This is a genomic window from Kribbella pratensis (assembly GCF_004365355.1).
GTDB lineage: Bacteria > Actinomycetota > Actinomycetes > Propionibacteriales > Kribbellaceae > Kribbella.
On the sequence record NZ_SODP01000002.1, the window covers coordinates 2,082,250 to 2,104,030 of the forward strand.

The following is a 21,781-nucleotide window of genomic DNA, read 5'->3' on the forward strand; positions in this document are numbered from 1 at the left end:
GGGCTTCTCGGGTGAGGTGGAAGGGTGAGCCTGACGATTCGGAACGTCGTGTTCGCGTGCCCGGGGGACACGCCGGAGAGCTACGACCGCGGGGCTCGGCCGGTCGCCACCTTCTACGCGGACCTGCTCGGGATGGAGATCATTCGCGAGGACTGGTTCGTCATCGGCGGTGGGGCGTCCGACCTGCAGCTCGCGTTCGGCGACGGGCCGATCGACTACCAGCCGCCGGGGTGGCCCGATGGAGCGCAGCAGATGCATCTCGATCTCGCCGTACCCTCATCTTTCGCGCCGCCTGGGGCTCAGCTGCTGCGGGACAACGGCGAGTGGCGGGTGTACGCCGATCCGATCGGGCACCCCTTCTGCTTGTACTCCGAGCCGGCCGACCGCGCGGAGATCCGGCGTATCGTCATCGACTGCCCTGACCCGCAAGCTCTCGCTGCGTTCTACAGCTCGCTGCTTGACCGGCCGGAGCGCTCGCTCGACACGCCGTCCCGTGTGGTCCTCGCCGGCACCCCCGAGCTCGCGTTCCAGCAGAGCACATCACCCGCTCCACGCTGGCCCGATCCGGCGTACCCGCAGCAGGTGCATCTGGACCTGTTCACGTCCGACGTGCCGGCTGCTCGCGCTCATGCTCTGTCCGTTGGCGCGGAGGCTTTGCAGACGAGCGGTCCGGATCACCACGTGTACGCCGACCCGGCCGGTCATCCGTTCTGCATCTAGAGTCGCGTGGATGAGCAGACGACTGGCCGCGTATGCCGTGTGCATCGAGGACGGACGAGTGCTACTGGCGCGGTACGTCTCGCCGTACGGCGACGGCACCTGGTGGACGCTCCCCGGCGGCGGAGTCGAACCGTGCGAGGACCCGTTCGACACCGTGGTCCGCGAGGTCGCGGAGGAGACCGGCTGCACGGCCGTGGTCGAGCGCCTGCTCGGCGTCGACTCGCGGATAATCCCCGCCGCCGAACGCCACCACCCGGGCCCCGAGGACCACCAGAACATCGGCATCTTCTACGCCGTCCGGATCACCGCCGGCACCCTCCGCCCCGAACCCAACGGCGAAACCGCCGAGTCGGTGTGGACGCCTCTCACCGCTGTCCCGACCCTCGACCGCGCCGCCTTGGTAGACACCGGCATCAACCTCGCCCAGTCGCAGCCCCCGACCGGCCACGTCCCACCCGCGGCCACCACCGACGTCATCCTGGGCGCTAACGACAGGACGTAGTCGTCTACGTACATCGCCTCGCCCGCCTGAGCTGACCGTGAACCAGCGCAGATTTGTCGACACCTCCTGTCGATCGGCACGCACGCCAGGCATCGGACAGGTATGAGCGACATCGTGATCGAGAAGATCGTCCGCCCGGAGCGGACGTTGTCGGGTACCTGGCTGGAAGTGATCGCCTCGAACCTCGACTACCACCGAGCCGCATTCCTGTGGAAATGCGAGGGTCTGACGGATGCCCAGCTCCGTCGACGCGCAATCCCATCGTCGGACCTGACCCTGCTGTCCCTCATGCGCCACCTGCAGGGCGTCGAGCGCTATTGGCTACAGCACCGCTTGGCGGGCACCACCCCGCAGTACTTCCCGTACCTCACCAACGCCGACACGGACTGGTTCGATGAGTCAGACCCCACCCCGGCCCGGACCGTGTACACCGACTACCTCTCCGCCTGCGCCGACTCCAGATCCCTCTTCCCACCCCACGACCTCACCCGCATCATCCCCAACCCCGAATTCGGCCCGACCGACGTCCACTTCATCCTCACCCACGTCATAGAGGAATACGCCCGCCACTTAGGCCACGCCGACCTCCTCCGCGAATCCCTCGACGGCACCACCGGCGAATAACCAACGGTGGAATACTCGACGGCCATGGATGGGCTTCCGGTCGAGGACACCGACGGGTCGGTGCTGATCAGCTTCGACCGAATCCGTGAAGAGCAGCTCGGCACGCTGGACCCGTCCGTGCCGTTGACCGCGTCGCTTGTCGTGCTGTGGTGCGGTCATGAGTGCCTGATGGTCTTCAACCGGTACCGCCGGGCGTGGGAACTCCCAGGCGGCATGCTCGATCCCGGCGAGTCCGCGCGCGAAGCCCCCGTACGGGAGCTCGCCGAAGAGAGCGGCCAGCGTGCGGACTCGCTTGATCTCGCCGGCGTCGCGAAGATCCGCGTCGCACCCGACGACCGGCTCGAGTACCTCGCGATCTACCGCGGCGAGCTCGACTCGCCACAACCGTTCACACCGAACGACGAGATGTCCGCCGCCACCTGGTGGAACCCGACCGAGCCGCTGACCGCCCTGTTCCCGATCGATGCCGCGCTCGCAAACCTCTGCCCCTAGAAACTTCTTCGGGCTCGCCGTCGATCTGACGGCGCGCCGTTCGACGAAGGGATAACCAACCCCCCGAAGGAGAACCACAATGCCCGACCCGCGAAAGGTTGTCGGCGGCTACTTCTTGTCGCTCGACGGAGTCGCCGAGGCGCCGGACAGGTTCCTCACCGGCTGGGACGAGGAGACGGACGCCAGCGGCAAGAGACTCATCGAGACCCAGGACGAGGTCATCCTCGGACGCCGCACGTACGACGAATGGGCCGGCTTCTGGCCGACCAGCGACATCGAGCCCTTCGCTTCGTTCATCAACGCCACCCCCAAGTACGTCGCAACGTCGACACCACTCGAACCCGAATGGTCCAACTCGCAGGTCATCGAAGGCGACCTGTTCGACTTCGTCCGCAACCTGAAGTCCCAGCCAGGCGGCGACATCGGCATCCACGGCAGCATCTCCCTCACCCGATCCCTCCTCACAGCCGGCCTGATCGACGAACTAAGACTCGTAGTCATCCCCACAATCGCCGGCACCGGCCAACAACTCCTCGCCGACCTACCGCCCATCCACCTAGAGACCCTCCACTCCACCACCACACCCACCGGCCACCTCCTCATCGACTACCGAGTCGTCCACTAAGCAAGCGGTGGGAGATGCTGTCGGCATGACCACGCTGGAGAGGTTCATCGTCAGCGATGGCTCGAGTCACGCCGACGCGGCGCGGGCAGCCCGCCTGATCCTGCGATCAGTGCAAGGCTCCGTGAACCGCTATGAGACCGACATACCGATCGCTTCCGCGGACTGGCCGTCAGGCGTCCTATCGGCCGCCGAGGTTCTTCGCGGTGTTGCAGCTCGGACGGGTCGAGTCGAACGCGGCGGCTACGCCCAAACCGGCATCATCGCCTACGCCGATGACGAGATTTGGTCGGCCTTCGTGGAGTTCGCACCCTGGGCGTACGACGCCACCGTCTGGAGCTCCGCCGGCCATGACATCGTGTCCCTCTCCGACGAGGCCCAGTCGATCGTCATCCGCGTCAACCGCTCGCAGTACGACGCAATCGCGGCTGCACTGGGCGACGTTTCGCTGCGCAGCATCCGCAAGTGGCGCCGTATGCGGTAAATCGGCGCGCGGTGGGAGGCCCAACGGATGATGATGGTGCGATGCCTGAACGACACTCGCGCGCCGTGCCCGGTGGCCGGGCGTTCTACCTGACCGAACGACTCTGGCAGTTGGCCGAAGGTCTTCCTGTCGAAGCTGTACCGATCGACGCGATCAAGGAGTTCGACGAGGACTGCTGGTTCGGCGGCAGGTCCGTCACCTGCCGAATGGTCGCTCGTCATGCCGACCTCATCCAGAAGGCCGACCTCAGCTACCCGGTGATCCTGTCCGCGGACGGGCGCTTGATGGACGGCGGCCACAGAATCTCGAAGGCCTGGCTCAGCGGCCTGACGACGATAGACGCCGTCCGCTTCCCAGTCGACCCAGAGCCCGACTACTACCAGTGGGACGCCACAACCTGAGTCCGCCTGTCAGTTCGAGCCCAGTTCCCAGGCCAGCTCACCGACCTCGCATACCGGGGAGCGCGCGGGCGGCGGAGTCCCCACAGAACTTCTTTTGGCATAGCGTCGGATTCGGGGCAAGTAGTTCGTAGTACAGGCGAGAGGCGGTCGAAGCGGCCGCCGGGACATGGGAGTCGTGGGATGACGGAGTACTTGATCACGTTCAATGACGGCGCGATGGACCACATCCCCGCCGAGGACTGGCCCGACGTCGGCAAGGCCTCGCACGAGGTCGTCCGCGAGGCCGTGAACGCCGGCGTCTGGGTGTACGGCGGCGGCCTCGAGCGGCAGCAGGCAACCCTCGTCGACCCGGACGGTTTGGTCACCGACGGCCCGTACCCAGAAACGAAGGAGGTCGTCGGCGGCTTCTCCGTCGTCAACGTCGCCACCCGCGAGGAAGCCCTGAAGTGGGCCGCCAAGATCGCCACCGCCTGCCGCTGCACCCAGGAAGTCCGCGAACTAATGCCCGACCCCGAAACAGACGCCCTAATCCGCGAGGTCGCCCAGCGGGCCCACCCCGCCGACGACGCCTGATCCAGCAAGACCCGCGCGGCCGCGGCCGACAAGCCAATCGCCTGAGGATCGAAGGTGGCGTCTGGATCAGGTGATTGGCGCTGACGAGCGGTGGGACGCCACCTCGCTGTCCCAGTACGGGGGGAGGGCGGCTGGTTTCCATGATGGATCGGGGCGGAAATCCGTGTAGCGGCCGTCGAACGGGAAGCGGCCGGTCTCGATGTCGCCGATGATGCGTTCGGCGGCGGCGCAGATGCGGTCCGCCTCGGCTGCCGTCCAGTACGCCGGGTGATCGATACGCTCGGCCAACTCGTCCTCGTCTTTCAGCGACCAGCTGCGATCGGGCGCGACCAGGATGTCGAGCGCGTGATCGAGGATGTCGATCCCGGCCGACCAGCGGCGTACCGGGGACTCCAGGTTCACGTACCAGCCTTCGAACCGCATCTCCAGGTCGAAGAACCACCACACCGAATGGTCGGCCTCGGGTTCGGTGCGGATCAGCACGTGCCGGCCTTCCCAGTGCCGCGGCCAGAGCATGGACGGCGTACGGTCGCGCTCCGCCAGCGACATCTTCCGGATCGATGCGCCGTCCCGAGTGCCGCGCAGCATGCAGTCCGATCCTGCCGCAGTCCAGGTGAGCAGCGCCTCCGCGTCGTCACGCACAACCCGCGTGGTCTGCACCGCGGCGATCATCCCGTTGAGGTGGACGTCGCGACGGGCGATCGATCGACCAGGAGCGAAGACCATCGGGCCATGCTAAGGCCGCCTCCAGGCCACGCCGCAGCCCGGCCATGACGATCCGGCCCATGGCGCTGTTAGCAACTTCGGTAGCAGGCAGCCGTGATCACCTGGCAGCATGCAGGGCATGTCGAACGACTACGGTGAACCGATTGGGCAGGTCTTGGGCGACAATTTTCGAGTGCCCGCGCTACTACCAGGCTGGACCGCTCTGGAAGGCATCGTGCTGGTCAAGGCCCTAGACGACGAAGGCCGTCCGAGCTGGGCCTTCCGCGAGACCGAGGGTATGAACATCGAGGAGGTCATCGGCGTTCTCACCGTCCAACTGGACATCCTGCGCGAGCGAGCTGTCGATGCATTTCGCGTAGATGAGGATGACGACTAGCGATCGCTGCCTCAAACGCGGAGGGCGGGCCGTTCGGCGGGCGCGGAGAATCGCGCTCTGATCTGCACGAACTTGATGGTGGAGACGAGGGGACTTGAACCCCTAACCCCTGCCTTGCAAAGGCAGTGCTCTGCCAGTTGAGCTACGCCCCCGTGAGGGTGGTCAGCGGCCCGGGGTCACCGGGTCGACGGCCTCGGCCCAGAGGTCCTTGTCGGCGCGGGACTGTTGGGTCTTCTTGTAGGCGAAGTATCCACCGATGCCGGCCAGCAGCACCAGCAGGAGCTTCTTCAGCACTGGAACTCCTCGGGGGATCGGGGGGTTTCACATACGTGAGGGTGGGCCTAACTGGACTTGAACCAGTGACCTCTGCCTTATCAGGGCAGCGCTCTAACCGTCTGAGCTATAGGCCCGCGTACTGCGGTGTCGAACCCGGGAGAGATTACCGCACCAAGTGCTCTACTCCCAAACCGGTTCCGGCCGGGCCCGACCAGGGCCCGGCCGGAGAAATCAGTCCTCCGACGCCAGCGTGACTTCGAGGCCGCCGAGCAGCGTGGCGGCGATGTTGTAGAGGAAGGATCCGAGCGTTGCGAGCGCCGTGATGATGAGTACGTCGGCGCAGGCCAGCAGCGTCGTGAAGCCCATCACCTTGCCGGTGTTGATGTAGTTCTCGACCCGGAACGGCTCGGCGGTCGGCGTACCCAGGACCTCTTGGACGGTGCTGTTGATGTTGTCGAAGACACCCGCCGCACCGATCGCCGACCAGATGATGAAGACCGCGACCCAGGTGACGATCCCGAAGGCGATCGACAGCAGGAACGCCGTCTTCATCACCGACCACGGATCGATCCGGGACATCCGCAGCCGCGCCTTGCGGGTCTGCGGCCGGCTGGAGGTCTTGGCGTCCTTCTCGGCGAGCCGCGCCTGCCGCGCCTCTTCCCGGTCGACCTTCTCCGGCTTGGCAGCGGTCACCGCGGAGGCCTTGTCGAGCACCGCCTGACGCGCAGCGCTCACCCGGTCACCGAACGACTCGGTCTTCGCCCCTGGACCCCCGGCAGCCGCCGGAGCCTCGTACGGCGGGGCAGCCGCGGCGGGCGTCGTACCCGGCGGAGACCAAGGCTCCGGCCGGCCCGGGGTGCTGGGAGCAGGCTGCTGAGGACGCGCCGGAGCGCCGGCGCCGGGAGTGGCCGGCCGCGGCTGCGGGCGGTACTCCGACGACGAGGGGCGCTGACCGTTCGTAATCCTCGGCTGGCCGCCCGGCGCACCATTGGAACGACCGTTGGAAGCCGGGTTGGCCGGGGCGGCAGACGGCTTCCCACCCGGCGCGGTGCGCTGGGATTTGGAGCTGTCGGCCGCACCTTCAGGCCATGTCGGCCTCGCGCGGTTGGTCATCAGTCACCCTCCTGGCCGGCTTCGTCGTCTTCGACGGTAGCCGCGCCGTCCACGTCCGTCGAACGTTCGTCATCATTCTGGACGCTCTCAGAGGTGGATTCGGTTGTCGATCCGTCCACATTCTGGGCACCTTCGGTGACGGTACCCTCCTCGGCCGCCTCCGATTCCTCCAGAGCGACGGTCAGATCGGTGTTCCGCGCGATCGCGACGACGGCGTCGGACTCGCCGACCCCGGCGAACCGGACGCCCATCGTGTCGCGGCCCTTGACCGGCACGCTGTCGACCCGGCTGCGGACGACCTGCCCGCTCGCCTTGATCGCCAGCACCTGGTCGTCCTCGACGACGATGATCGCGCCGACCAGCGAACCGCGCTCGTCGTTCAGCTTCACCGCCTTGATGCCGAGACCGCCGCGACCCTGCTGCCGGTACTCCGACACCCGCGACCGCTTGGCGTATCCGGCGTCGGTCACCGTGAAGACGAACTGCGCGTCTTCCTCGGATCCGGCCCGGATCACCGACATCGACAGCAGCTCGTCGCCGGAGCGGAACTTCATGCCCGTCACGCCGGAGGTGGCCCGGCCCATCGGCCGCAGCTGCTCGTCGTTCGCGGTGAAGCGGATCGACTGCCCCTTGCGGGACACGAGCAGCAGGTCGTCCTCAGCGGTGGCCAGGTCCGCGCCGATCAGCTCGTCGTCCTCCTCGCGGAAGTTGACCGCGATGATGCCGCTCTGCCGCGCCGAGTCGTAGTCCCGCAGGGCGGTCTTCTTGACCAGCCCCTTCTTGGTCGCGAGCACCAGGTAGTCGGACTGGTCGTAGTCGCGCAGCGTCAGAACCTGCGCGATCTCCTCGTCCGGCTGGAACGACAGCAGACCGGCGACATGCGAGCCCTTGGCGTCACGGGCCGACTCGGGCAGCTGCCACACCTTGGCCCGGTAGACCCGGCCCTTGGTCGTGAAGAACAGCATCCAGTGGTGGTTCGTGGTGGCGAAGAAGTGGTTGATCTCGTCCTCGGCCCGCAGCGCGGCGCCGCGGACACCCTTGCCGCCGCGGTTCTGGGTCCGGTAGAGGTCGGTCTTGGTCCGCTTCGCGTAGCCGCCACGGGAGATTGTGACGACGACCTCCTCGTCCGGAACCAGGTCCTGCACCGACAGGTCGCCGTCGGCCGCGATGATCTCGGTACGCCGCTCGTCGCCGTACTTCTCGACGATCTCGCCGAGCTCGTCCTTCACGATCGTGCGCTGCCGCTCCGGGCTGGCGAGGATGTCCTCGAGGTCGGCGATGATCGCCTCGAGCTCCTGCAACCGCTCGATGATCTTCTGCCGCTCCAGGGCAGCCAGCCGGCGCAGCTGCATGTCCAGGATCGCCTGCGCCTGGATCTCGTCGATGTCGAGCAGCTGCATCAACCCGGTCCGCGCCTCGTCGACGTCGGGGCTGCGCCGGATCAGCGCGATGACCTCGTCCAGCGCGTCCAGCGCCTTCACGTACCCGCGGTAGATGTGCGCGTTCTTCTCGGCCTCGCGCAGGCGGAAGCGGGTCCGCCGCTGGATGACCTCGATCTGGTGGTCGATCCAGTGCTTGATGAACAGGTCGACGCTCAGCGTCCGCGGTACGCCGTCCACGAGCGCGAGCATGTTGCAGCCGAAGGTGTCCTGCAGCTGCGTGTGCTTGTAGAGGTTGTTCAGTACGACGCGGGGCTGCGCGTCACGCTTCAGCACGACGACGAGGCGCTGGCCGGTCCGGGACGAGCTGTCGTCGCGGATGTCGGCGATCCCGTTGACCTTGCCGGTGTTGACCAGCTCGGCGATCTTCAGCGCCAGGTTGTCCGGGTTGACCATGTACGGCAGCTCGGTGACGACCAGGCTGGTACGGCCCTTCGCGTCTTCCTCGATGTCCACGACCGCGCGCATCGTGACCGAGCCGCGGCCCGTGCGGTACGCGTCGTCGATGCCCTTGTAGCCGACGATCAGCGCGCCGTTCGGGAAGTCCGGGCCCTTGATGTGCTGCAGGCAGGCGTCGAGCAGCTCCTCACGGGTCGCGTCCGGGTGCTCCAGCGCCCAGTCGACCGCGGCCGCGACCTCTCGCAGGTTGTGCGGCGGGATGTTCGTCGCCATACCGACCGCGATACCGGACGAGCCGTTGACCAGCAGGTTCGGGAAGCGGGCCGGCAGGATCACCGGCTCCTGCGACTTGCCGTCGTAGTTCGGCCGGAAGTCGACCGTGTCCTGGTCGATGTCGCGGACCATCTCCATCGCCAGCGGCGCCATCCGGCACTCGGTGTACCGCATCGCGGCCGCCGGGTCGTTGCCCGGGGAACCGAAGTTTCCCTGGCCCTGGATCAGCGGTGCGCGCATCACCCACGGCTGCGCGAGCCGGACCAGGGTGTCGTAGATCGCCGAGTCGCCGTGCGGGTGGTACTGACCCATGACGTCACCGACGACGCGCGAGCACTTGTTGAAGCCGCGGTCCGGCCGGTAACCGCCGTCGTACATCGCATAGAGGATGCGGCGGTGCACCGGCTTGAGGCCGTCGCGGACCTCGGGCAGCGCGCGGCCGACGATGACCGCCATCGCGTAGTCGAGGTACGACTGCTGCATCTCGGTCTGCAGGTCGAGCGGCTCGACCCGGTCGTGGCCGGGCGAGGTGGGGGTCTCGGTCATGAATAAGTCCCGTTCAGATCAGTACGTTGGAGGGCAGCAAGATCAGATGTCGAGGAAGCGAACGTCCTTGGCGTTGCGCTGGATGAAGCTGCGCCGCGCCTCGATGTCGTCGCCCATCAGCGTCTGGAACGTCTCGTCGGCGCGGATCGCGTCGTCGAGGGTGATCTGCAGCAGCACCCGGTTCGCCGGGTCCATCGTCGTGTCCCACAGCTCGTTCGCGTTCATCTCGCCCAGACCCTTGTAGCGCTGGATCGGGTTCTCCTTGGGCAGCTTCTTACCGGCCTCGGCGCCGGCCTCGAGCAGGCCGTCCCGCTCGCGGTCGGTGTAGGCCAGCTCGTGCGGCTGGTTGCTCCAGCGGATCTTGTACAGCGGCGGCTGTGCGGCGTACACGTGACCGCGCTCGATCAGCGGGCGCATGAACCGGAACAGCAGCGTCAGCAGCAGGGTCCGGATGTGCTGGCCGTCGACGTCGGCGTCGGCCATGATCACGATCTTGTGGTACCGGAGCTTGTCCTCGTCGAAGTCTTCGTGGATGCCGGTGCCCAGCGCGGAGATGATCGCCTGGACCTCGTTGTTCTGCAGGACCTTGTCGATCCGGGCCTTCTCGACGTTCAGGATCTTGCCGCGGATCGGCAGGATGGCCTGGAACTTCGGGTCGCGGCCGCCCTTCGCGGAGCCACCCGCCGAGTCACCCTCGACGATGTAGACCTCGCACTCCTCCGGGTTCGTCGACTGGCAGTCGGCCAGCTTGCCCGGCAGGCCGCCGCCGCCGAGCAGACCCTTGCGGTTGCGGGCCAGGTCGCGGGCCTTGCGGGCCGCGATCCGGGCGCTCGCCGCGGCGGACGCCTTGCGGATGATCTCGCGACCCTCGGCCGGGTTCTGCTCGAACCAGGCGCCGAGCTTGTCGTTGACGACGCGCTGGACGAAGCCCTTGACCTCGGTGTTGCCGAGCTTGGTCTTGGTCTGGCCCTCGAACTGCGGCTCGGCGAGCTTGACCGAGATGATCGCGGTCAGGCCCTCCCGGATGTCGTCGCCGGTGAGCCTGTCCTCCTTCTTCTTGATCATGCCCTGGTCCTCGCCGAAGCCGTTCACCAGTGAGGTGAGCGCGGCCCGGAAGCCCTCTTCGTGGGTGCCGCCCTCGTGGGTATTGATCGCGTTCGCGAAGGTGTGCACCGACTCCTGGAACGAGCCGCTCCATTGCAGCGCGACCTCGAGGCTCATCGTGTCGTCGGCGGTGGCCGCCTCGAACGAGATCACGTCGCGGTGCACGGTCTCGCGGATGCCGGTCAGGTACTTCACGTAGTCGACCAGGCCGTCGTCGTACCGGAAGGACTGTTCGAGCGGCTTGCCGTCCTCGTCGAAGTGGTCCGGACGCTCGTCCCGGATCACCAGCTCGAGGCCCTTGTTCAAGAAGGCGTACTCGCGGAAGCGGGTGGCAAGCGTCTCGTAGGAGTACGTCGTGGTCTCGAAGACGTCCTCGCTGGCCCAGAACGTGATCGTCGTACCGTTCGAGGTCGAGGTGCCGATCTCGGCGAGGTCGGCGTCCGGGACGCCGTTGGTGAAGGACTGCGTGTACAGCTTGCCCTTCAGCCTGACGTCGACCTGGAGCCTGGTGGACAGCGCGTTGACGACGGAGACACCGACGCCGTGCAGACCGCCGGACACCTTGTAACCGCCGCCGCCGAACTTGCCGCCTGCGTGCAGGACGGTCAGTACGACGGTGACGGCCGGCTTGCCCTCGGACTCGACGATGTCGACCGGGATACCGCGGCCGTTGTCCTCGACCCGGACACCGCCGTCGGCCAGCAGCGTCACGACGATGCGATCGCCGTACCCGGCCATCGCCTCGTCGACCGCGTTGTCGACCACCTCGGTGACAAGATGGTGCAGTCCGCGCTCACCGGTGGACCCGATGTACATACCCGGGCGCTTGCGGACCGCGTCCAGTCCCTCCAGGACCTGGATCGCACTCGCGTCGTACTCCCGCTCGACGACGTTCGACGGGATCTGGTCGAGCATCTCCGGGAGCGCCTCGCTGGGTGCGGGGTTGCCGATGGGGTCGGCGGACTGGTTGGCGTCGATCTCGATCGGCTCGTCGGTCACCGGTGGTTGTCCTCCTCGGACCCCGCGTTCGCGAGGCATCGCGGCACAGTAGAGCCGCCCTCTACGGTGATAGTAGAGGCGCGGCTCGCCCTACCCGGTCCATTCTACCTGTCGACCGAAGCAGAACCTGCCACCAGCCGCCCGAAACTCGCATCAGGGCGTCTTTTCTCCCTCATCTCCATGTCCCCTCTCGCGGGAGGGGGTCAGAAAAGCGCTCACGGCCGCTCAGTGGCCTCCGGGTGTTTCGCGACTGACCGTTCCGGAACCGACCGGTCCAGACCGCTTGACCGGCTCCGAACCGGGGTCCGGGGTCCCGTGGACAAGCGGTGCCTGGCGCGCACCCACCGCCCCTTAGGATCGCTGCCGTGGAAAGTCTCGACGAGGTCATCGACGCGATGATCGCCGACCGGGTGATTCACCGGCACCGGCGAATCTGGCTGCTGGTGATCGCCCTCGTCGTGGTGGCCGCCCTGATCATCCTCGCCACCGGCGGCTGGAAAGAGAAGAAAGGCCGCACAGTCCCAACCCTGACGGCACCGACGACCGTGACGGCCGGCCGATTCGAGTTCAGCTTCACGAAAGCCGAGATCGTCCGCACACCGAAGACCGAGTACGACGAGGCCGAGTCGAAGGTCAAGATCTACTTCGACGCCAAGAACATCGACACCGAAGAACATCACAGCGAGAACCCGCGGAACCAGCTCCTGGTTCTGGTTCCGGGCGGTGGCGCGGAGACCATCGAGAGCGACGGCGTTTCCTGCCGTGGCGAGATCAACTGGGTGCTCGTCTATGGGCTTCCGCCGGAGAGCTGCTCCACAACGTTCAAGGTCGACCCCGACTTCGCCGCGAAGACCATAGAGGTCGGTGTGCTCGGCGAGACGTACGAGGCTGTCAGCGGTGTGTTCGGCGCGAGCGACAACGAGTTCTGGCAGAACGAGGCGCCGGTCGCCGTCGTGCGACTGGACCCGGCCGTGGTGACCGACAACGGGGGCAGCAAGTGAAGCTCTATCGCCCCGGGACGATCCTGGTCGGCGTCCTCTTCGTGCTGCTCGGCGGCGTGACCCGGCTCGCGGCGCCCGACCAGGTGTACGACGAGCAGAACATCAAGGTCGTCCACGGCACGATCGGTCAGGCTCTCGACTACACCGGCAGCGGATCGACGATGAAAGTGACCCGGATCAAGTTCGCCCGCTCGGTGATCGACAGCACCGACAGCGACAAGAAGCCGCTCGAGACCAACGGCATCTACCTCGCGATCGAATGGGACGCGGTCCGTGGCGCGAAGAAGCCCGACAACATCAACGCCACCCTGCTGGCCGACGGCGGCAGCGTGTACGAGCCGGTCGAAGGACTGTCCAACAGCGGAATCGACTTCCCGGACGCCGGCTTCGCCAAGACCGGCACCGTCGTGTTCGAGCTCAACCCGGCGGACATGACCGGCCTCACACTGAAACTGCACCCGACGATGGTGTTCAACTACTACAACTCCGACATCGAGGTCGATCTCGGCATCCCTACCGATGCCATCGCCCAGCAGATGGTCGACACCGCGGCCCCGCAGTACATCGTCGAGAAGTCGGTCACCCGGGTGGCATCGTGAGGCTTGCGAGCCGGGCGTCCCGGCTAACCGTTCAGATCGCGCTGCTGGTGGCCCTGCTGGCCGCCGCCACGATCATCTTGCTGCGGCCTTATCTGACCGACACGGAGCGCATCTACGAAGAGGGCCGGATCGACCAGGTCGTCAGCCAGGGACCCGTGACGGTCGCGCACGTCGAATGGAAGCTCGACTCGCTGAAGGCCTACACCACCTTGCTGGACAAGGACGGCGAGGCGATCGAGCTCGGCGGGCCGGCGGGCTCCACGATCATCGTCGCCACGCTGACGGTGACCCCGCGCGAAGGGCTCTTCCTCAAGGACAAGGGTTTCAGCTGCGAGGCGACGCTGCGCGACACCCACGGCAACACGTGGGACGGACAGCAGCCGTTCGATTACCCGCTGCCGACGTACTGCGGTGACGACGACTTCCCGTTCACCATGAACAAGCCGCGGCAGATCGCACAGGTCTACGTGGTGCCGAAGTCAGCCGTACCGAATCTCACTGGCGTGACCATCGAGGACTTCAGCGCTCACCGGCGGGTCCTGATCACTCCCTGAGGCTGGTCAGACGGTGACGGGCACCGACTGCTCGGCTTCGTTCTCCTTCGGCCGAGTGGCCGCGGCTGCCTCGTTACGCCGCTGGATGCCGACCGAGATGCACAGGTCGAACGCGGCCGCCAGGAGCGCGATGCGCAGCGGTTCGAAGATGAGCCGCTCGATCATGCTTGAGATCTCCTGGTTCATCAGGCCCCAGTAGCCGCCGTGCATACCGATCAGCCGTTGGACCAGGACGAACGCCCAGTCGTCCGCGAGCACCCAGAGCGTGTAGACCATGCAGACCACACCGAGGAAGACCGGGCCGACCCGGACCAAGAGCCTGAACGCGTTGATCGCCGGGTAGAACTTCTCGCGGAGACCGCCGAGCACCAGATCCGGCGCCTTGTAGGTCAGCTCGACCAACCGGCCTCGTTGCGGTCCTTCCTGCTCCACCCGGCCGCCGAGTCGTTGCTCCAGCCGGGTGCCACGGAAGACTCCGCCGCTGGAGAGCACCCGGTGGCCGAAGACGACGGTCGTAATTGCCAGCCACGTCAGCGGCTCACCGACGCCGAGCTTGAACAGCGGCCAGAGAGTCTCCCAGAAGAAGCCCCAGAGGAACTCGATGCCGGCCGGCAGCGGGATGTGGATGTGCGAGAAGAAGTCCTTCAGGCCGTCCCACCAGTTCAGCGACCAGTACCAGAAGGTCCGTTGCTGGAACCACAGCTTGCCTTCGGCAATCGCGAACGGCGTGATGACGCACGTGAGGAGCACGAAGAAGGCTTCGGCCCAGACCTGGGCGAACTTCACCGGCCTGTTCGGCCACCGATCGTCGACGGCCTGCAGCACCCGACGTAGGACCAGCAGGATGACCAGCGCGGGGAGGTAGCTGTGCCAGCTGTGGATGCCCAGCTTGAAGAACTGTGAGCCGGCCTGCGTTCCGTTCTGCACCAGGTTCGTCGCTGAGAGCTGACTGATCTGATCGTCGAAGAAGCCCCAAGCCGACCAGACTGCGACCAGCGGCAGCAGCGTGATGGCCAGCAGTTCGAGCAACCCGCGCTGCGTCGGGTCCGACGTCTCTTCAGCTTCGCTGCTCGCGGCATCCCGCCAGCGGTACAACGACATCGCACAGGTGCGGATCATGCCGACAGAAGCGGTGATCTGCAGCAGAACACCGACCGCGAAGAGACCAGTCCCGAGGCTCGAGTGCTGGTGCTTCCCCAGCCACATCGCGCCCTGCATGCACACGGTGAACCCGGCGAAGCCGGCCACCCACCAGGTGGTCATGGGCAGCAAGTTTTTCCACCAGAGTCGGAAGGTGTCTCCGATCAGGTGGACCATCTCGCGAAAGCCGTCAACGAGGGTGCGCATCGCGCCCGATCCTAGGGCTTGCCCGGGTCGTGGGCGCAATCAGCGGTGTCAGCCGTAGGTGTCGCGGGGGCCTCGGCCGCCGCGGATGGTTCGGGGGCCTTTGCGCCAGGAGGGGGTGTGGGGACCTTGGACGTTGACGCGGGTGACGGTGCCTTCGCCGAGTTCGGTGTTCAGGCGGCGGACCAGGTCGGGGGCCAGCAGCTTCAGTTGGGTTGCCCAGGCGGTGGAGGACGTTCGGACGGTCAGCACGGTGTCCTCGTACGACTCCGGCTTGCAGTGTTCGGCCATCTCGGGGCCGACGATGGACGGCCAGCGGGCCATCACGCCGTGGACCGCGACGTCGACCTCCCAGCCCTGGTCGCGCATCAGGCGACCGAGCGTGTTGGTCAGCTTCTGCGGGTCGCGGTCGTCGGGGCGGGCGCTGCTGATCTGGGCGCCGTCGATCCGCGGCCGGCGGCGGCGCTTGACCGGCATGATGCCGCCCTTGGCCGCCTGCTGCTTGAGCCGTCCCGCCAGCGACTTCGCCAACTCCAGGCCCTGCTTGTCGTGCTCGACTTCCGGACCGAGCTCGCTCTCAGGGCCGCTCTCAGAGGAATCCGGGGGTTCAGGCACGCCGAACGACCCCTTCACCGACCTCGAAGCGCGCCCCGCTGAGCTCAGCGGGCACGTCAGCGCCGACGGCAGCGGTCACGAGCACCTGCTCTGCCGGCGCGACCAGCTCGGCGAGCCGGTCCCGGCGCTGGGTGTCGAGCTCGGCGAACACATCGTCGAGGATCAGCACCGGTTCACCCCCGTCCGCACGGAGCAGTTCGTACGACGCCAGCCGCAGCGCGAGCGCGAACGACCAGGACTCACCGTGACTCGCGTATCCCTTGGCGGGCAAGTCCCCGAGCCCGAGTACGACGTCATCGCGATGCGGACCGACCAGCGAGACGCCACGCTCGAGCTCGTCCCGCCGCTTCTCCTGAACCGCTTCCAGCAGCACGTCGGCCAACTGCTCCCGCGACGTCACGCCCGGTTCGAGCAGGACCGACGACTTGTACTCCAGCCGCGCATCACCCTTGCCCCGGGCAACAGCGTCGTACGCGCTGGACACCAGCGGGCGCAGCGATTCCAGCAGCTCCAACCGGGTCGCGAGCAGCTCGGACCCGACGCGCGCCAGGTTCGAGTCCCAGACCTCGAGCGTGCGCAGCTGCCCTTCGGCGGCGCTCGTCCGGTTCTGCCGACGGGCCTGCGACGCGCTCCGCAGCAGCGAGTTCCGTTGCTTCAGCACCCGGTCGTAGTCCTGCCGTACGCCGGCCATCCGCGGCGACCGCAGCGTCAGCAACTCGTCCAGGAACCGCCGCCGCTCGGACGGATCGCCCTTCACCAGCGCGAGATCCTCCGGCGCGAACAGCACCGTCCGCAGCAGCCCGAGCACTTCCCGCGGTCGCGGGACCGGCGATCGGTTGATCCGGGCCCGATTTGCCTTCCCAGGATTGATTTCAAGCTCGACGACCACATCCCGGTCGTACTGGCTGCGGATCTCGGTCCGCACGATCGCGCGGGTGGCGCCGGCCCGCACCAGCGGCGCGTCGTTCGCCACCCGGTGCGAACCGAGCGTCGCGGTGTAGTGGATCGCCTCGACCAGGTTGGTCTTGCCGTGGCCGTTCGGCCCGACGAAGGCCGTCACGCCCGGGGTGAGCTGGACCTCCGCCTGCTGGTAGGACCGGAAGTCGAGCAGACCCAGGGCGGTGACGTACACCTCAGTGCTTGACCGGGGGTGTCGCGTACGACGGGTCGGCGGACTCGGCGCCCTTCACCGCGTGGCCGCCGAACTGGTTGCGCATCGCGGCGATCGCCTTCATCGCCGGCGAGTCGTCCTGCCGCGACGAGAACCGGGCGAACAGCGCGGCCGCGATGGCCGGCACCGGTACGGCGAGGTCGATCGCGGCCTCGACGGTCCAGCGGCCCTCGCCGGAGTCGTCGGCGTACCCGCGGATCTTCTCCAGGTGGTTGTCGTCCTCGAGCGCGTTCACCAGCAGGTCGAGCAGCCACGAGCGGATCACGGTGCCCTCGCGCCAGGACTGGAACGCCTCCGGCACGTTCTCCACGACGTCGGACGCCTCGAGCAGCTCGTAGCCCTCGGCGTACGCCTGCATGATGCCGTACTCGATGCCGTTGTGGACCATCTTCGAGAAGTGGCCCGCGCCGACCTTGCCGGCGTGCACGAAACCGAACTCACCCTCGGGCTTCAGCGCCTCGAAGATCGGCATCACGGTGTTGACGGTGTCGTTGTCGCCGCCGCACATCAGGGCGTAGCCGTTCTCCAGGCCCCAGACGCCGCCGGAGACGCCACAGTCGACGAAGCGGATGTCCTTCTCGGCGAGCTGTGCGGCGCGGCGGGTGTCATCGGTCCAGCGGCTGTTGCCGCCGTCGATCACGATGTCACCGGGGGAGAGCAGCTCGGCCAGCTCGGTGACGACCGGATCGATGGCCTGGACCGGAACCATCACCCAGACCACCTTCGGCTGGCCGTCGGCGGTGAGCTTGCCGACCATGTCGGCGAGGTCCTTGGCATCGGAGATGTCCGGGTTGTGGTCGAACCCGACCACGGTGTGGCCGGCGTTGCGAATCCGCTGGCGCATGTTGCCGCCCATCTTGCCGAGACCGACAAGGCCGAGCTCCATCTGAATCCCCTTGTTCTATTGGCTTTCAGCTGTTGAGGCGGACCGGCATCAACACGTACCGGAACTCGCTGATCGGTTCGCCCTCGAAGTCCCGCACACCGGTCAGTTCGGCCGGCTTCGTCGCCTGCGTGAAGGCCAGGTGTGCGACCGGAGTCCCGATCGCGCCCAGGCCGTCGAGCAGGTACGTCGGATTGAAGCCTACGGTCACCGGCTCGCCGACGACCCGTGCCTCGAGCGACTCCGACGCCTGCGCCTCGTCACCGCTGCCGGCGTCCAGCGTCACGCTGTCTTCCTCGAAGGTCAGCCGGACGGGGGCATTGCGCTCGGCGACCAGGGCGACCCGCTTGACCGCCTCGACCAGGGTCGCGGTGTCGATCCGCACCCGGGTCGCGATCGCCGCGTCGGTCGGGATGATGCCGCGGACCTTCGGGAACTCGCCGTCCAGCAGCCGGGTGGTGGCGCGCCGGTTGCCACCGGACACCTCACCCTCAAAGCCGACGATGCCGTCGCCGGTGCCAGGAGCGGCCAGCGACACGATCACGTCGGAGCCGGTCATCGCCTTCGCCGTCTCGGACAGCACCCGGGCAGGCACCAGCGCGGCCGCGGATGCGTCGGGGGACTGCGGGTTCCACTCGAGCTCACGGATCGCGAGCCGGTAGCGGTCGGTGGCGAGCAGCGAGATCGTGGAGCCCTCGATCTCGACCCGGACACCGGTCAGTACCGGCAGGGTGTCCTCACGTCCGGCCGCGGTCACCACCTGGGAGACGGCCTGGGCGAAAACGTCGGCCTTGACCGTCCCGCTGGCGGCCGGAAGCTCCGGCAGAGCCGGATATTCCTCTGTAGGAAGCGTCTGGAGGGTGAACCGCGAACTGCCACAGGTGACCTGTGCCTTCGCGCCGTCCACGGAGAAGTCCACAGGCTGGTTCGGAAGACTCTTGGAGATGTCGGCGACAAGCCGGCCGGAGATCAGGCACTTGCCGGAGTCCGCCACCTGTGCGGGGACGGTGACGCGGACCGAGGTCTCGTAGTCGAATCCGGACAGAGTGATCTGCCCGTCCTCGGCCTCGACCAGAAGGCCGGCAAGGATCGGAACGCTGGGACGACTGGGCAAACTGCGCGCGGCCCAGGCCACCGACTCGGCCAGTACGTCGCGCTCGACGCGAAACTTCACCGCTGGGTGCCTCCTGATTCGGCTGTGTGCCAGGCAGATCCTGCCACGGACAAAGGTGCTGTGCGCCCATCGGGCCTGACGTGGCGCTTCGGGCGGGTCGCGTCGGCGTCGTACTGCGGGTCGTTACGGGAACAGCCTGACAGGTCGGTCCGATCGACGCGAGATCGGGGTTTTCCCCAGATCGGGCCGCCCGTTCGTTTTGTGGACTGGGACCTCTCTACAGATTCCATAGTGTTCTTCGCACCGGTGGATACTGTGGAAAAGCGACGAGTTCGCAGGTCAGACCGCGTTTCCGGGTGGGGACGGCGTGTGGACGAGTCTCGGTCGTGCTGGGGACGCCTGCGGATGACGGATTCTGTCCCCACAGGGCGTCCACACGATTGACCGCTGTGTCCACGGCAATACCCACAGTTTTCCACAGCTGTGTCCCCAGCCTGTGCGGTTCTTCTACTGCTGCTTCGCCTGGTGTTTGATCCGGTTCGTCAGCTCGGTGACCTGGTTGAAAACACTGCGCCGCTCGGACATCAGCTGCCTGATCTTGCGTTCCGCGTGCATGACCGTGGTGTGGTCGCGGCCGCCGAACTGCTGGCCGATCTTCGGTAGGGACAGATCGGTGAGCTCGCGGCACAGATACATAGCGATCTGGCGCGCGGTCACCAGGACGCGGCTCCGGCTCGATCCGCACAGGTCGTCGATCGACAAACCGAAGTACGACGCCGTCTGGCCCATGATCATGCTGGCGGTGACTTCGGGCTTGCTGCCTTCGGGAATCAGGTCCTTCAGCACGATCTCGGCCAGGCTCAGGTCGACCGGCTGCCGGTTCAGGCTGGCGAACGCGGTGACACGGATCAGTGCGCCCTCGAGCTCGCGGATGTTCGTCTGCACCTTCGACGCGATGAACTCCAGCACCTCGGGCGGAGCCGTCAGCCGCTCGGTCGCAGCTTTCTTCCGGAGGATCGCGATCCGGGTCTCGAGGTCGGGCGGCTGGATGTCGGTGATCAGACCCCACTCGAACCGGTTCCGCAGTCGATCCTCCAACGCTTCCAGGCGTTTCGGCGCGCGGTCGGAGCTGATCACGATCTGCTTGTTCGCGTTGTGGAGCGTGTTGAAGGTGTGGAAGAACTCTTCCTGGGTCTGGATCTTGCCTTCGAGGAACTGGATGTCGTCGATCAGCAGTACGTCGACGTCGCGGTACCGGCGCTGGAACTGGGACGCCTTGTCGTCGCGGATCGCGTTGATGAAGTCGTTGGTGAACTCTTCGCTGGAGACGTACCGGACGCGGGCCCCGGTGTAGAGACTGCGCACGTAGTGCCCGATCGCGTGCAGCAGGTGGGTCTTGCCCAGACCGGAGTCGCCGTAGATCAGCTGCGGGTTGTACGCCTTGCCCGGCGCCTCGGCGACCGCCACCGCGGCCGCGTGGGCGAACCGGTTCGAGCTGCCGATGACGAAGGTCTCGAAGGTGTACTTCGGGTTCAGCCGGGCTTCACCCTGCGCTTCGGTGGCCGACTGGGTCGGCGAACCGTTCGGCGGCGGAGCGACGGATCCCATCGGCTGACCGAACTGCTGCTGCGGCGCCGGCTGCTGGAAGTGCTGCGGCGCTGCATCCGGACGCGGCTGGTTGTACTGCGGTCCGTTGTCCGGATCGGTCAGCGCTGACTGGATGGTCGGCTGGTACGCGCCTTCGGTACGCAGCGGCTCGCGTACGGCGGGTTGCTGCGGGTGCTGCTGGTGATGCTGCTGTGGTGGTGGTTGCTGTGTGTACTGCGGGGGCTGCTGCGCAGCGGCCTGTTGCGCGGCCTGCTGCTCGCGGAGCTCGGGGTCGAGGGACGGGTCGACGGTGACGGCGATCCGGATGTCGCGGCCGAAGCTCTCGGTGAGGATCCGCTCGAGGTCGGGACGGAGCCGGGTCTCGAGCTGACCGCGGGTGAAGTCGTCGGGTACTGCAACGATCGCGGTGCTCTCGTGCAGCGTCACCGGACGTGAATTGGTCAGCCAGGCGCGCTGGTTCGGCGGGAGGCCTGCGAGTACGCGGGTCCAGGCATCACCAAGATCCGTCACCGGTGCTGCCACCTCCTGCTGAGGCGCAGGCTGCTGCACCGGCTGCGGCGCTGGCTGGAGGACGTGCTGCTGAGGGAGGTGCTGCTGCGGCGCCTGCTGCTGGGATTGCTGGGACTGCTGCTGTGGAGCGTGCTGGATCGGGGCGTGCTGCTCCGGGGTGTGCTGGATCGGGGCGTGCTGCTCGGGCGTGTGCTGCCCGGGGGTCTGGGTCTCGGCCGGCTGCTCTGCGGTCTGTTGAGTGGGCCGGTGATCCGGTGACCATTGGTTGCTCGTTGCGTTGTCCGCACGTCCATCCCCCTCGTTCGCTGCCGAGACCGCTCTGTCTCCGCTGCCTGTACCCCATTCGGGAGCGCTGCCCCAGGCGGTGTTCTCACCGGGGTAGCGGACATTGCCGATGGTCGGCGCCGCACCGAAGTACGCCGTACCTACCGGCGGCTGTAGTGCCGGCGGTTCTGGTGCTGGTGGCTGCAGTGCTGGTGGCTGCAGTGCTGGTGGCTGGAGGGGGCCGGCCGGCAGATCGGTCGCCGCGCGCTCGAGCTCGGAGCGGTATGCGTACGGACCTGGCGGTGGCGCGGGCCGGTAACCGGGCGCCGGCTGCTCCGGCATCGGGATCGGGAGGGACGGGCTGAGGTAGTCGGCGGGATCCAGCCGCGGGGTCGGCGCCGGGCTGCTCTCAGCCGGAGGCGCGGTCTCTGCCCGAGGCTGTGGCTCGG

At 67.1% G+C, this 21,781-nt stretch carries 23 protein-coding genes and 2 tRNA genes; 12 read left to right on the forward strand and 13 right to left on the reverse strand.

Features of this window, described 5'->3' with window-relative positions; translation table 11 throughout:
- The first annotated feature begins 24 nt into the window (after positions 1-24).
- The 8 genes from EV653_RS41345 (at position 25) to EV653_RS26880 (ending at position 4,418) form a co-directional block, all read left to right on the forward strand.
- Positions 25-720, forward strand: coding sequence for a VOC family protein (locus EV653_RS41345; protein ID WP_166679566.1), 696 nt, complete (start codon positions 25-27; stop codon positions 718-720).
- 10 nt (positions 721-730) lie between these two features.
- Positions 731-1,222 (forward strand): NUDIX hydrolase, encoded by a 492-nt coding sequence (locus EV653_RS26850; protein ID WP_134106429.1) that lies wholly within the window; start codon positions 731-733, stop codon positions 1,220-1,222.
- Positions 1,223-1,324: 102 nt separating this feature from the next.
- The gene (locus EV653_RS26855) at positions 1,325-1,846 is read left to right on the forward strand and encodes a DinB family protein (RefSeq protein ID WP_134106430.1); all 522 of its coding nucleotides are present in this window, start codon (positions 1,325-1,327) and stop codon (positions 1,844-1,846) included.
- 24 nt (positions 1,847-1,870) lie between these two features.
- The gene (locus EV653_RS26860; protein WP_134106431.1) at positions 1,871-2,338 is read left to right on the forward strand and encodes an NUDIX hydrolase; all 468 of its coding nucleotides are present in this window, start codon (positions 1,871-1,873) and stop codon (positions 2,336-2,338) included.
- 79 nt (positions 2,339-2,417) lie between these two features.
- A complete protein-coding gene (locus tag EV653_RS26865) occupies positions 2,418-2,963 on the forward strand; it encodes a dihydrofolate reductase family protein (protein ID WP_134106432.1) in 546 nt (181 codons plus the stop codon).
- A gap of 25 nt (positions 2,964-2,988) precedes the next feature.
- Entirely contained in the window at positions 2,989-3,444 is a 456-nt protein-coding gene (locus EV653_RS26870) for a hypothetical protein (RefSeq protein ID WP_134106433.1), read from the forward strand.
- A gap of 41 nt (positions 3,445-3,485) precedes the next feature.
- Complete coding sequence (locus EV653_RS26875; RefSeq protein WP_134106434.1) at positions 3,486-3,845, forward strand: hypothetical protein; 360 nt, start codon at positions 3,486-3,488, stop codon at positions 3,843-3,845.
- Between the two features lie 180 nt (positions 3,846-4,025).
- On the forward strand, positions 4,026-4,418 hold the full coding sequence (locus EV653_RS26880) for a YciI family protein (RefSeq protein WP_134106435.1): 393 nt from the start codon (positions 4,026-4,028) through the stop codon (positions 4,416-4,418).
- A gap of 66 nt (positions 4,419-4,484) precedes the next feature.
- On the opposite strand, the gene EV653_RS26885 is transcribed toward EV653_RS26880, so the two are convergent.
- Complete coding sequence (locus tag EV653_RS26885; RefSeq protein WP_134106436.1) at positions 4,485-5,144, reverse strand: DUF402 domain-containing protein; 660 nt, start codon at positions 5,142-5,144, stop codon at positions 4,485-4,487.
- A 118-nt stretch (positions 5,145-5,262) separates the two neighbouring features.
- Here EV653_RS26885 and EV653_RS26890 point away from each other — a divergent pair, with 118 nt between their 5' ends.
- On the forward strand, positions 5,263-5,520 hold the full coding sequence (locus tag EV653_RS26890) for a hypothetical protein (protein WP_134106437.1): 258 nt from the start codon (positions 5,263-5,265) through the stop codon (positions 5,518-5,520).
- Positions 5,521-5,596: 76 nt separating this feature from the next.
- Here EV653_RS26890 and EV653_RS26895 read toward each other — a convergent pair.
- The 6 genes from EV653_RS26895 to gyrB form a co-directional block, all read right to left on the reverse strand.
- A tRNA-Ala gene (locus EV653_RS26895) sits at positions 5,597-5,672 on the reverse strand.
- Between the two features lie 10 nt (positions 5,673-5,682).
- Complete coding sequence (locus tag EV653_RS42275) at positions 5,683-5,814, reverse strand: DLW-39 family protein (protein ID WP_238160117.1); 132 nt, start codon at positions 5,812-5,814, stop codon at positions 5,683-5,685.
- 42 nt (positions 5,815-5,856) lie between these two features.
- Positions 5,857-5,930: transfer RNA gene (locus tag EV653_RS26900), tRNA-Ile, on the reverse strand.
- A gap of 97 nt (positions 5,931-6,027) precedes the next feature.
- Entirely contained in the window at positions 6,028-6,531 is a 504-nt protein-coding gene (locus EV653_RS42280; protein WP_134106438.1) for a DUF3566 domain-containing protein, read from the reverse strand.
- A 377-nt stretch (positions 6,532-6,908) separates the two neighbouring features.
- Positions 6,909-9,566: a DNA gyrase subunit A gene (gyrA, locus tag EV653_RS26910; protein WP_134106439.1), complete on the reverse strand. Its 2,658-nt coding sequence runs from the start codon at positions 9,564-9,566 to the stop codon at positions 6,909-6,911.
- Positions 9,567-9,608: 42 nt separating this feature from the next.
- Positions 9,609-11,669, reverse strand: a complete 2,061-nt coding sequence (gene gyrB / locus EV653_RS26915; protein WP_134106440.1) for a DNA topoisomerase (ATP-hydrolyzing) subunit B — start codon at positions 11,667-11,669, stop codon at positions 9,609-9,611.
- A 365-nt stretch (positions 11,670-12,034) separates the two neighbouring features.
- Between gyrB and EV653_RS26920 the strand changes: the two genes are divergently transcribed.
- The 3 genes from EV653_RS26920 to EV653_RS26930 are packed head-to-tail and all read left to right on the forward strand — an operon-like array spanning position 12,035 to position 13,823.
- On the forward strand, positions 12,035-12,670 hold the full coding sequence (locus EV653_RS26920; protein WP_134106441.1) for a hypothetical protein: 636 nt from the start codon (positions 12,035-12,037) through the stop codon (positions 12,668-12,670).
- Positions 12,667-13,269, forward strand: a complete 603-nt coding sequence (locus tag EV653_RS26925) for a hypothetical protein (protein ID WP_134106442.1) — start codon at positions 12,667-12,669, stop codon at positions 13,267-13,269. Before EV653_RS26920 ends, EV653_RS26925 begins: the two co-directional genes overlap by 4 nt.
- The gene (locus tag EV653_RS26930; protein WP_134106443.1) at positions 13,266-13,823 is read left to right on the forward strand and encodes a hypothetical protein; all 558 of its coding nucleotides are present in this window, start codon (positions 13,266-13,268) and stop codon (positions 13,821-13,823) included. Before EV653_RS26925 ends, EV653_RS26930 begins: the two co-directional genes overlap by 4 nt.
- 6 nt (positions 13,824-13,829) lie before the next feature.
- Here the strand turns inward: EV653_RS26930 and EV653_RS26935 are convergent, their stop codons facing one another.
- The 6 genes from EV653_RS26935 to dnaA form a co-directional block, all read right to left on the reverse strand.
- Positions 13,830-15,086 (reverse strand): hypothetical protein, encoded by a 1,257-nt coding sequence (locus EV653_RS26935; RefSeq protein ID WP_238160119.1) that lies wholly within the window; start codon positions 15,084-15,086, stop codon positions 13,830-13,832.
- Positions 15,087-15,218: 132 nt separating this feature from the next.
- Positions 15,219-15,782, reverse strand: coding sequence for a DUF721 domain-containing protein (locus tag EV653_RS41780; RefSeq protein WP_202871825.1), 564 nt, complete (start codon positions 15,780-15,782; stop codon positions 15,219-15,221).
- Positions 15,775-16,914, reverse strand: a complete 1,140-nt coding sequence (recF, locus tag EV653_RS26945) for a DNA replication/repair protein RecF (protein ID WP_134106445.1) — start codon at positions 16,912-16,914, stop codon at positions 15,775-15,777. The genes EV653_RS41780 and recF overlap by 8 nt, the downstream gene beginning before the upstream one ends.
- A 1-nt stretch (position 16,915) precedes the next feature.
- On the reverse strand, positions 16,916-17,839 hold the full coding sequence (gnd, locus tag EV653_RS26950; protein ID WP_134106446.1) for a phosphogluconate dehydrogenase (NAD(+)-dependent, decarboxylating): 924 nt from the start codon (positions 17,837-17,839) through the stop codon (positions 16,916-16,918).
- Positions 17,840-17,864: 25 nt separating this feature from the next.
- Positions 17,865-19,010, reverse strand: coding sequence for a DNA polymerase III subunit beta (gene dnaN, locus EV653_RS26955; RefSeq protein WP_134106447.1), 1,146 nt, complete (start codon positions 19,008-19,010; stop codon positions 17,865-17,867).
- A gap of 447 nt (positions 19,011-19,457) precedes the next feature.
- Positions 19,458-21,107: a chromosomal replication initiator protein DnaA gene (gene dnaA, locus EV653_RS26960; RefSeq protein WP_370358706.1), complete on the reverse strand. Its 1,650-nt coding sequence runs from the start codon at positions 21,105-21,107 to the stop codon at positions 19,458-19,460.
- Between the last annotated feature and the right edge of the window lie 674 nt (positions 21,108-21,781).

Coding starts and splice junctions, on each gene's coding strand:
- EV653_RS26850 (WP_134106429.1), top strand. CDS start 731: ATGAGCAGACGACTGGCCGCGTATGCCGTGTGCATCGAGGACGGACGA.
- EV653_RS26855 (WP_134106430.1), top strand. CDS start 1,325: ATGAGCGACATCGTGATCGAGAAGATCGTCCGCCCGGAGCGGACGTTG.
- EV653_RS26860 (WP_134106431.1), top strand. CDS start 1,871: ATGGATGGGCTTCCGGTCGAGGACACCGACGGGTCGGTGCTGATCAGC.
- EV653_RS26865 (WP_134106432.1), top strand. CDS start 2,418: ATGCCCGACCCGCGAAAGGTTGTCGGCGGCTACTTCTTGTCGCTCGAC.
- EV653_RS26870 (WP_134106433.1), top strand. CDS start 2,989: ATGACCACGCTGGAGAGGTTCATCGTCAGCGATGGCTCGAGTCACGCC.
- EV653_RS26875 (WP_134106434.1), top strand. CDS start 3,486: ATGCCTGAACGACACTCGCGCGCCGTGCCCGGTGGCCGGGCGTTCTAC.
- EV653_RS26880 (WP_134106435.1), top strand. CDS start 4,026: ATGACGGAGTACTTGATCACGTTCAATGACGGCGCGATGGACCACATC.
- EV653_RS26885 (WP_134106436.1), bottom strand. CDS start 5,144: ATGGTCTTCGCTCCTGGTCGATCGATCGCCCGTCGCGACGTCCACCTC.
- EV653_RS26890 (WP_134106437.1), top strand. CDS start 5,263: ATGTCGAACGACTACGGTGAACCGATTGGGCAGGTCTTGGGCGACAAT.
- gyrA (WP_134106439.1), bottom strand. CDS start 9,566: ATGACCGAGACCCCCACCTCGCCCGGCCACGACCGGGTCGAGCCGCTC.
- EV653_RS26935 (WP_238160119.1), bottom strand. CDS start 15,086: ATGACCACCTGGTGGGTGGCCGGCTTCGCCGGGTTCACCGTGTGCATG.
- gnd (WP_134106446.1), bottom strand. CDS start 17,839: ATGGAGCTCGGCCTTGTCGGTCTCGGCAAGATGGGCGGCAACATGCGC.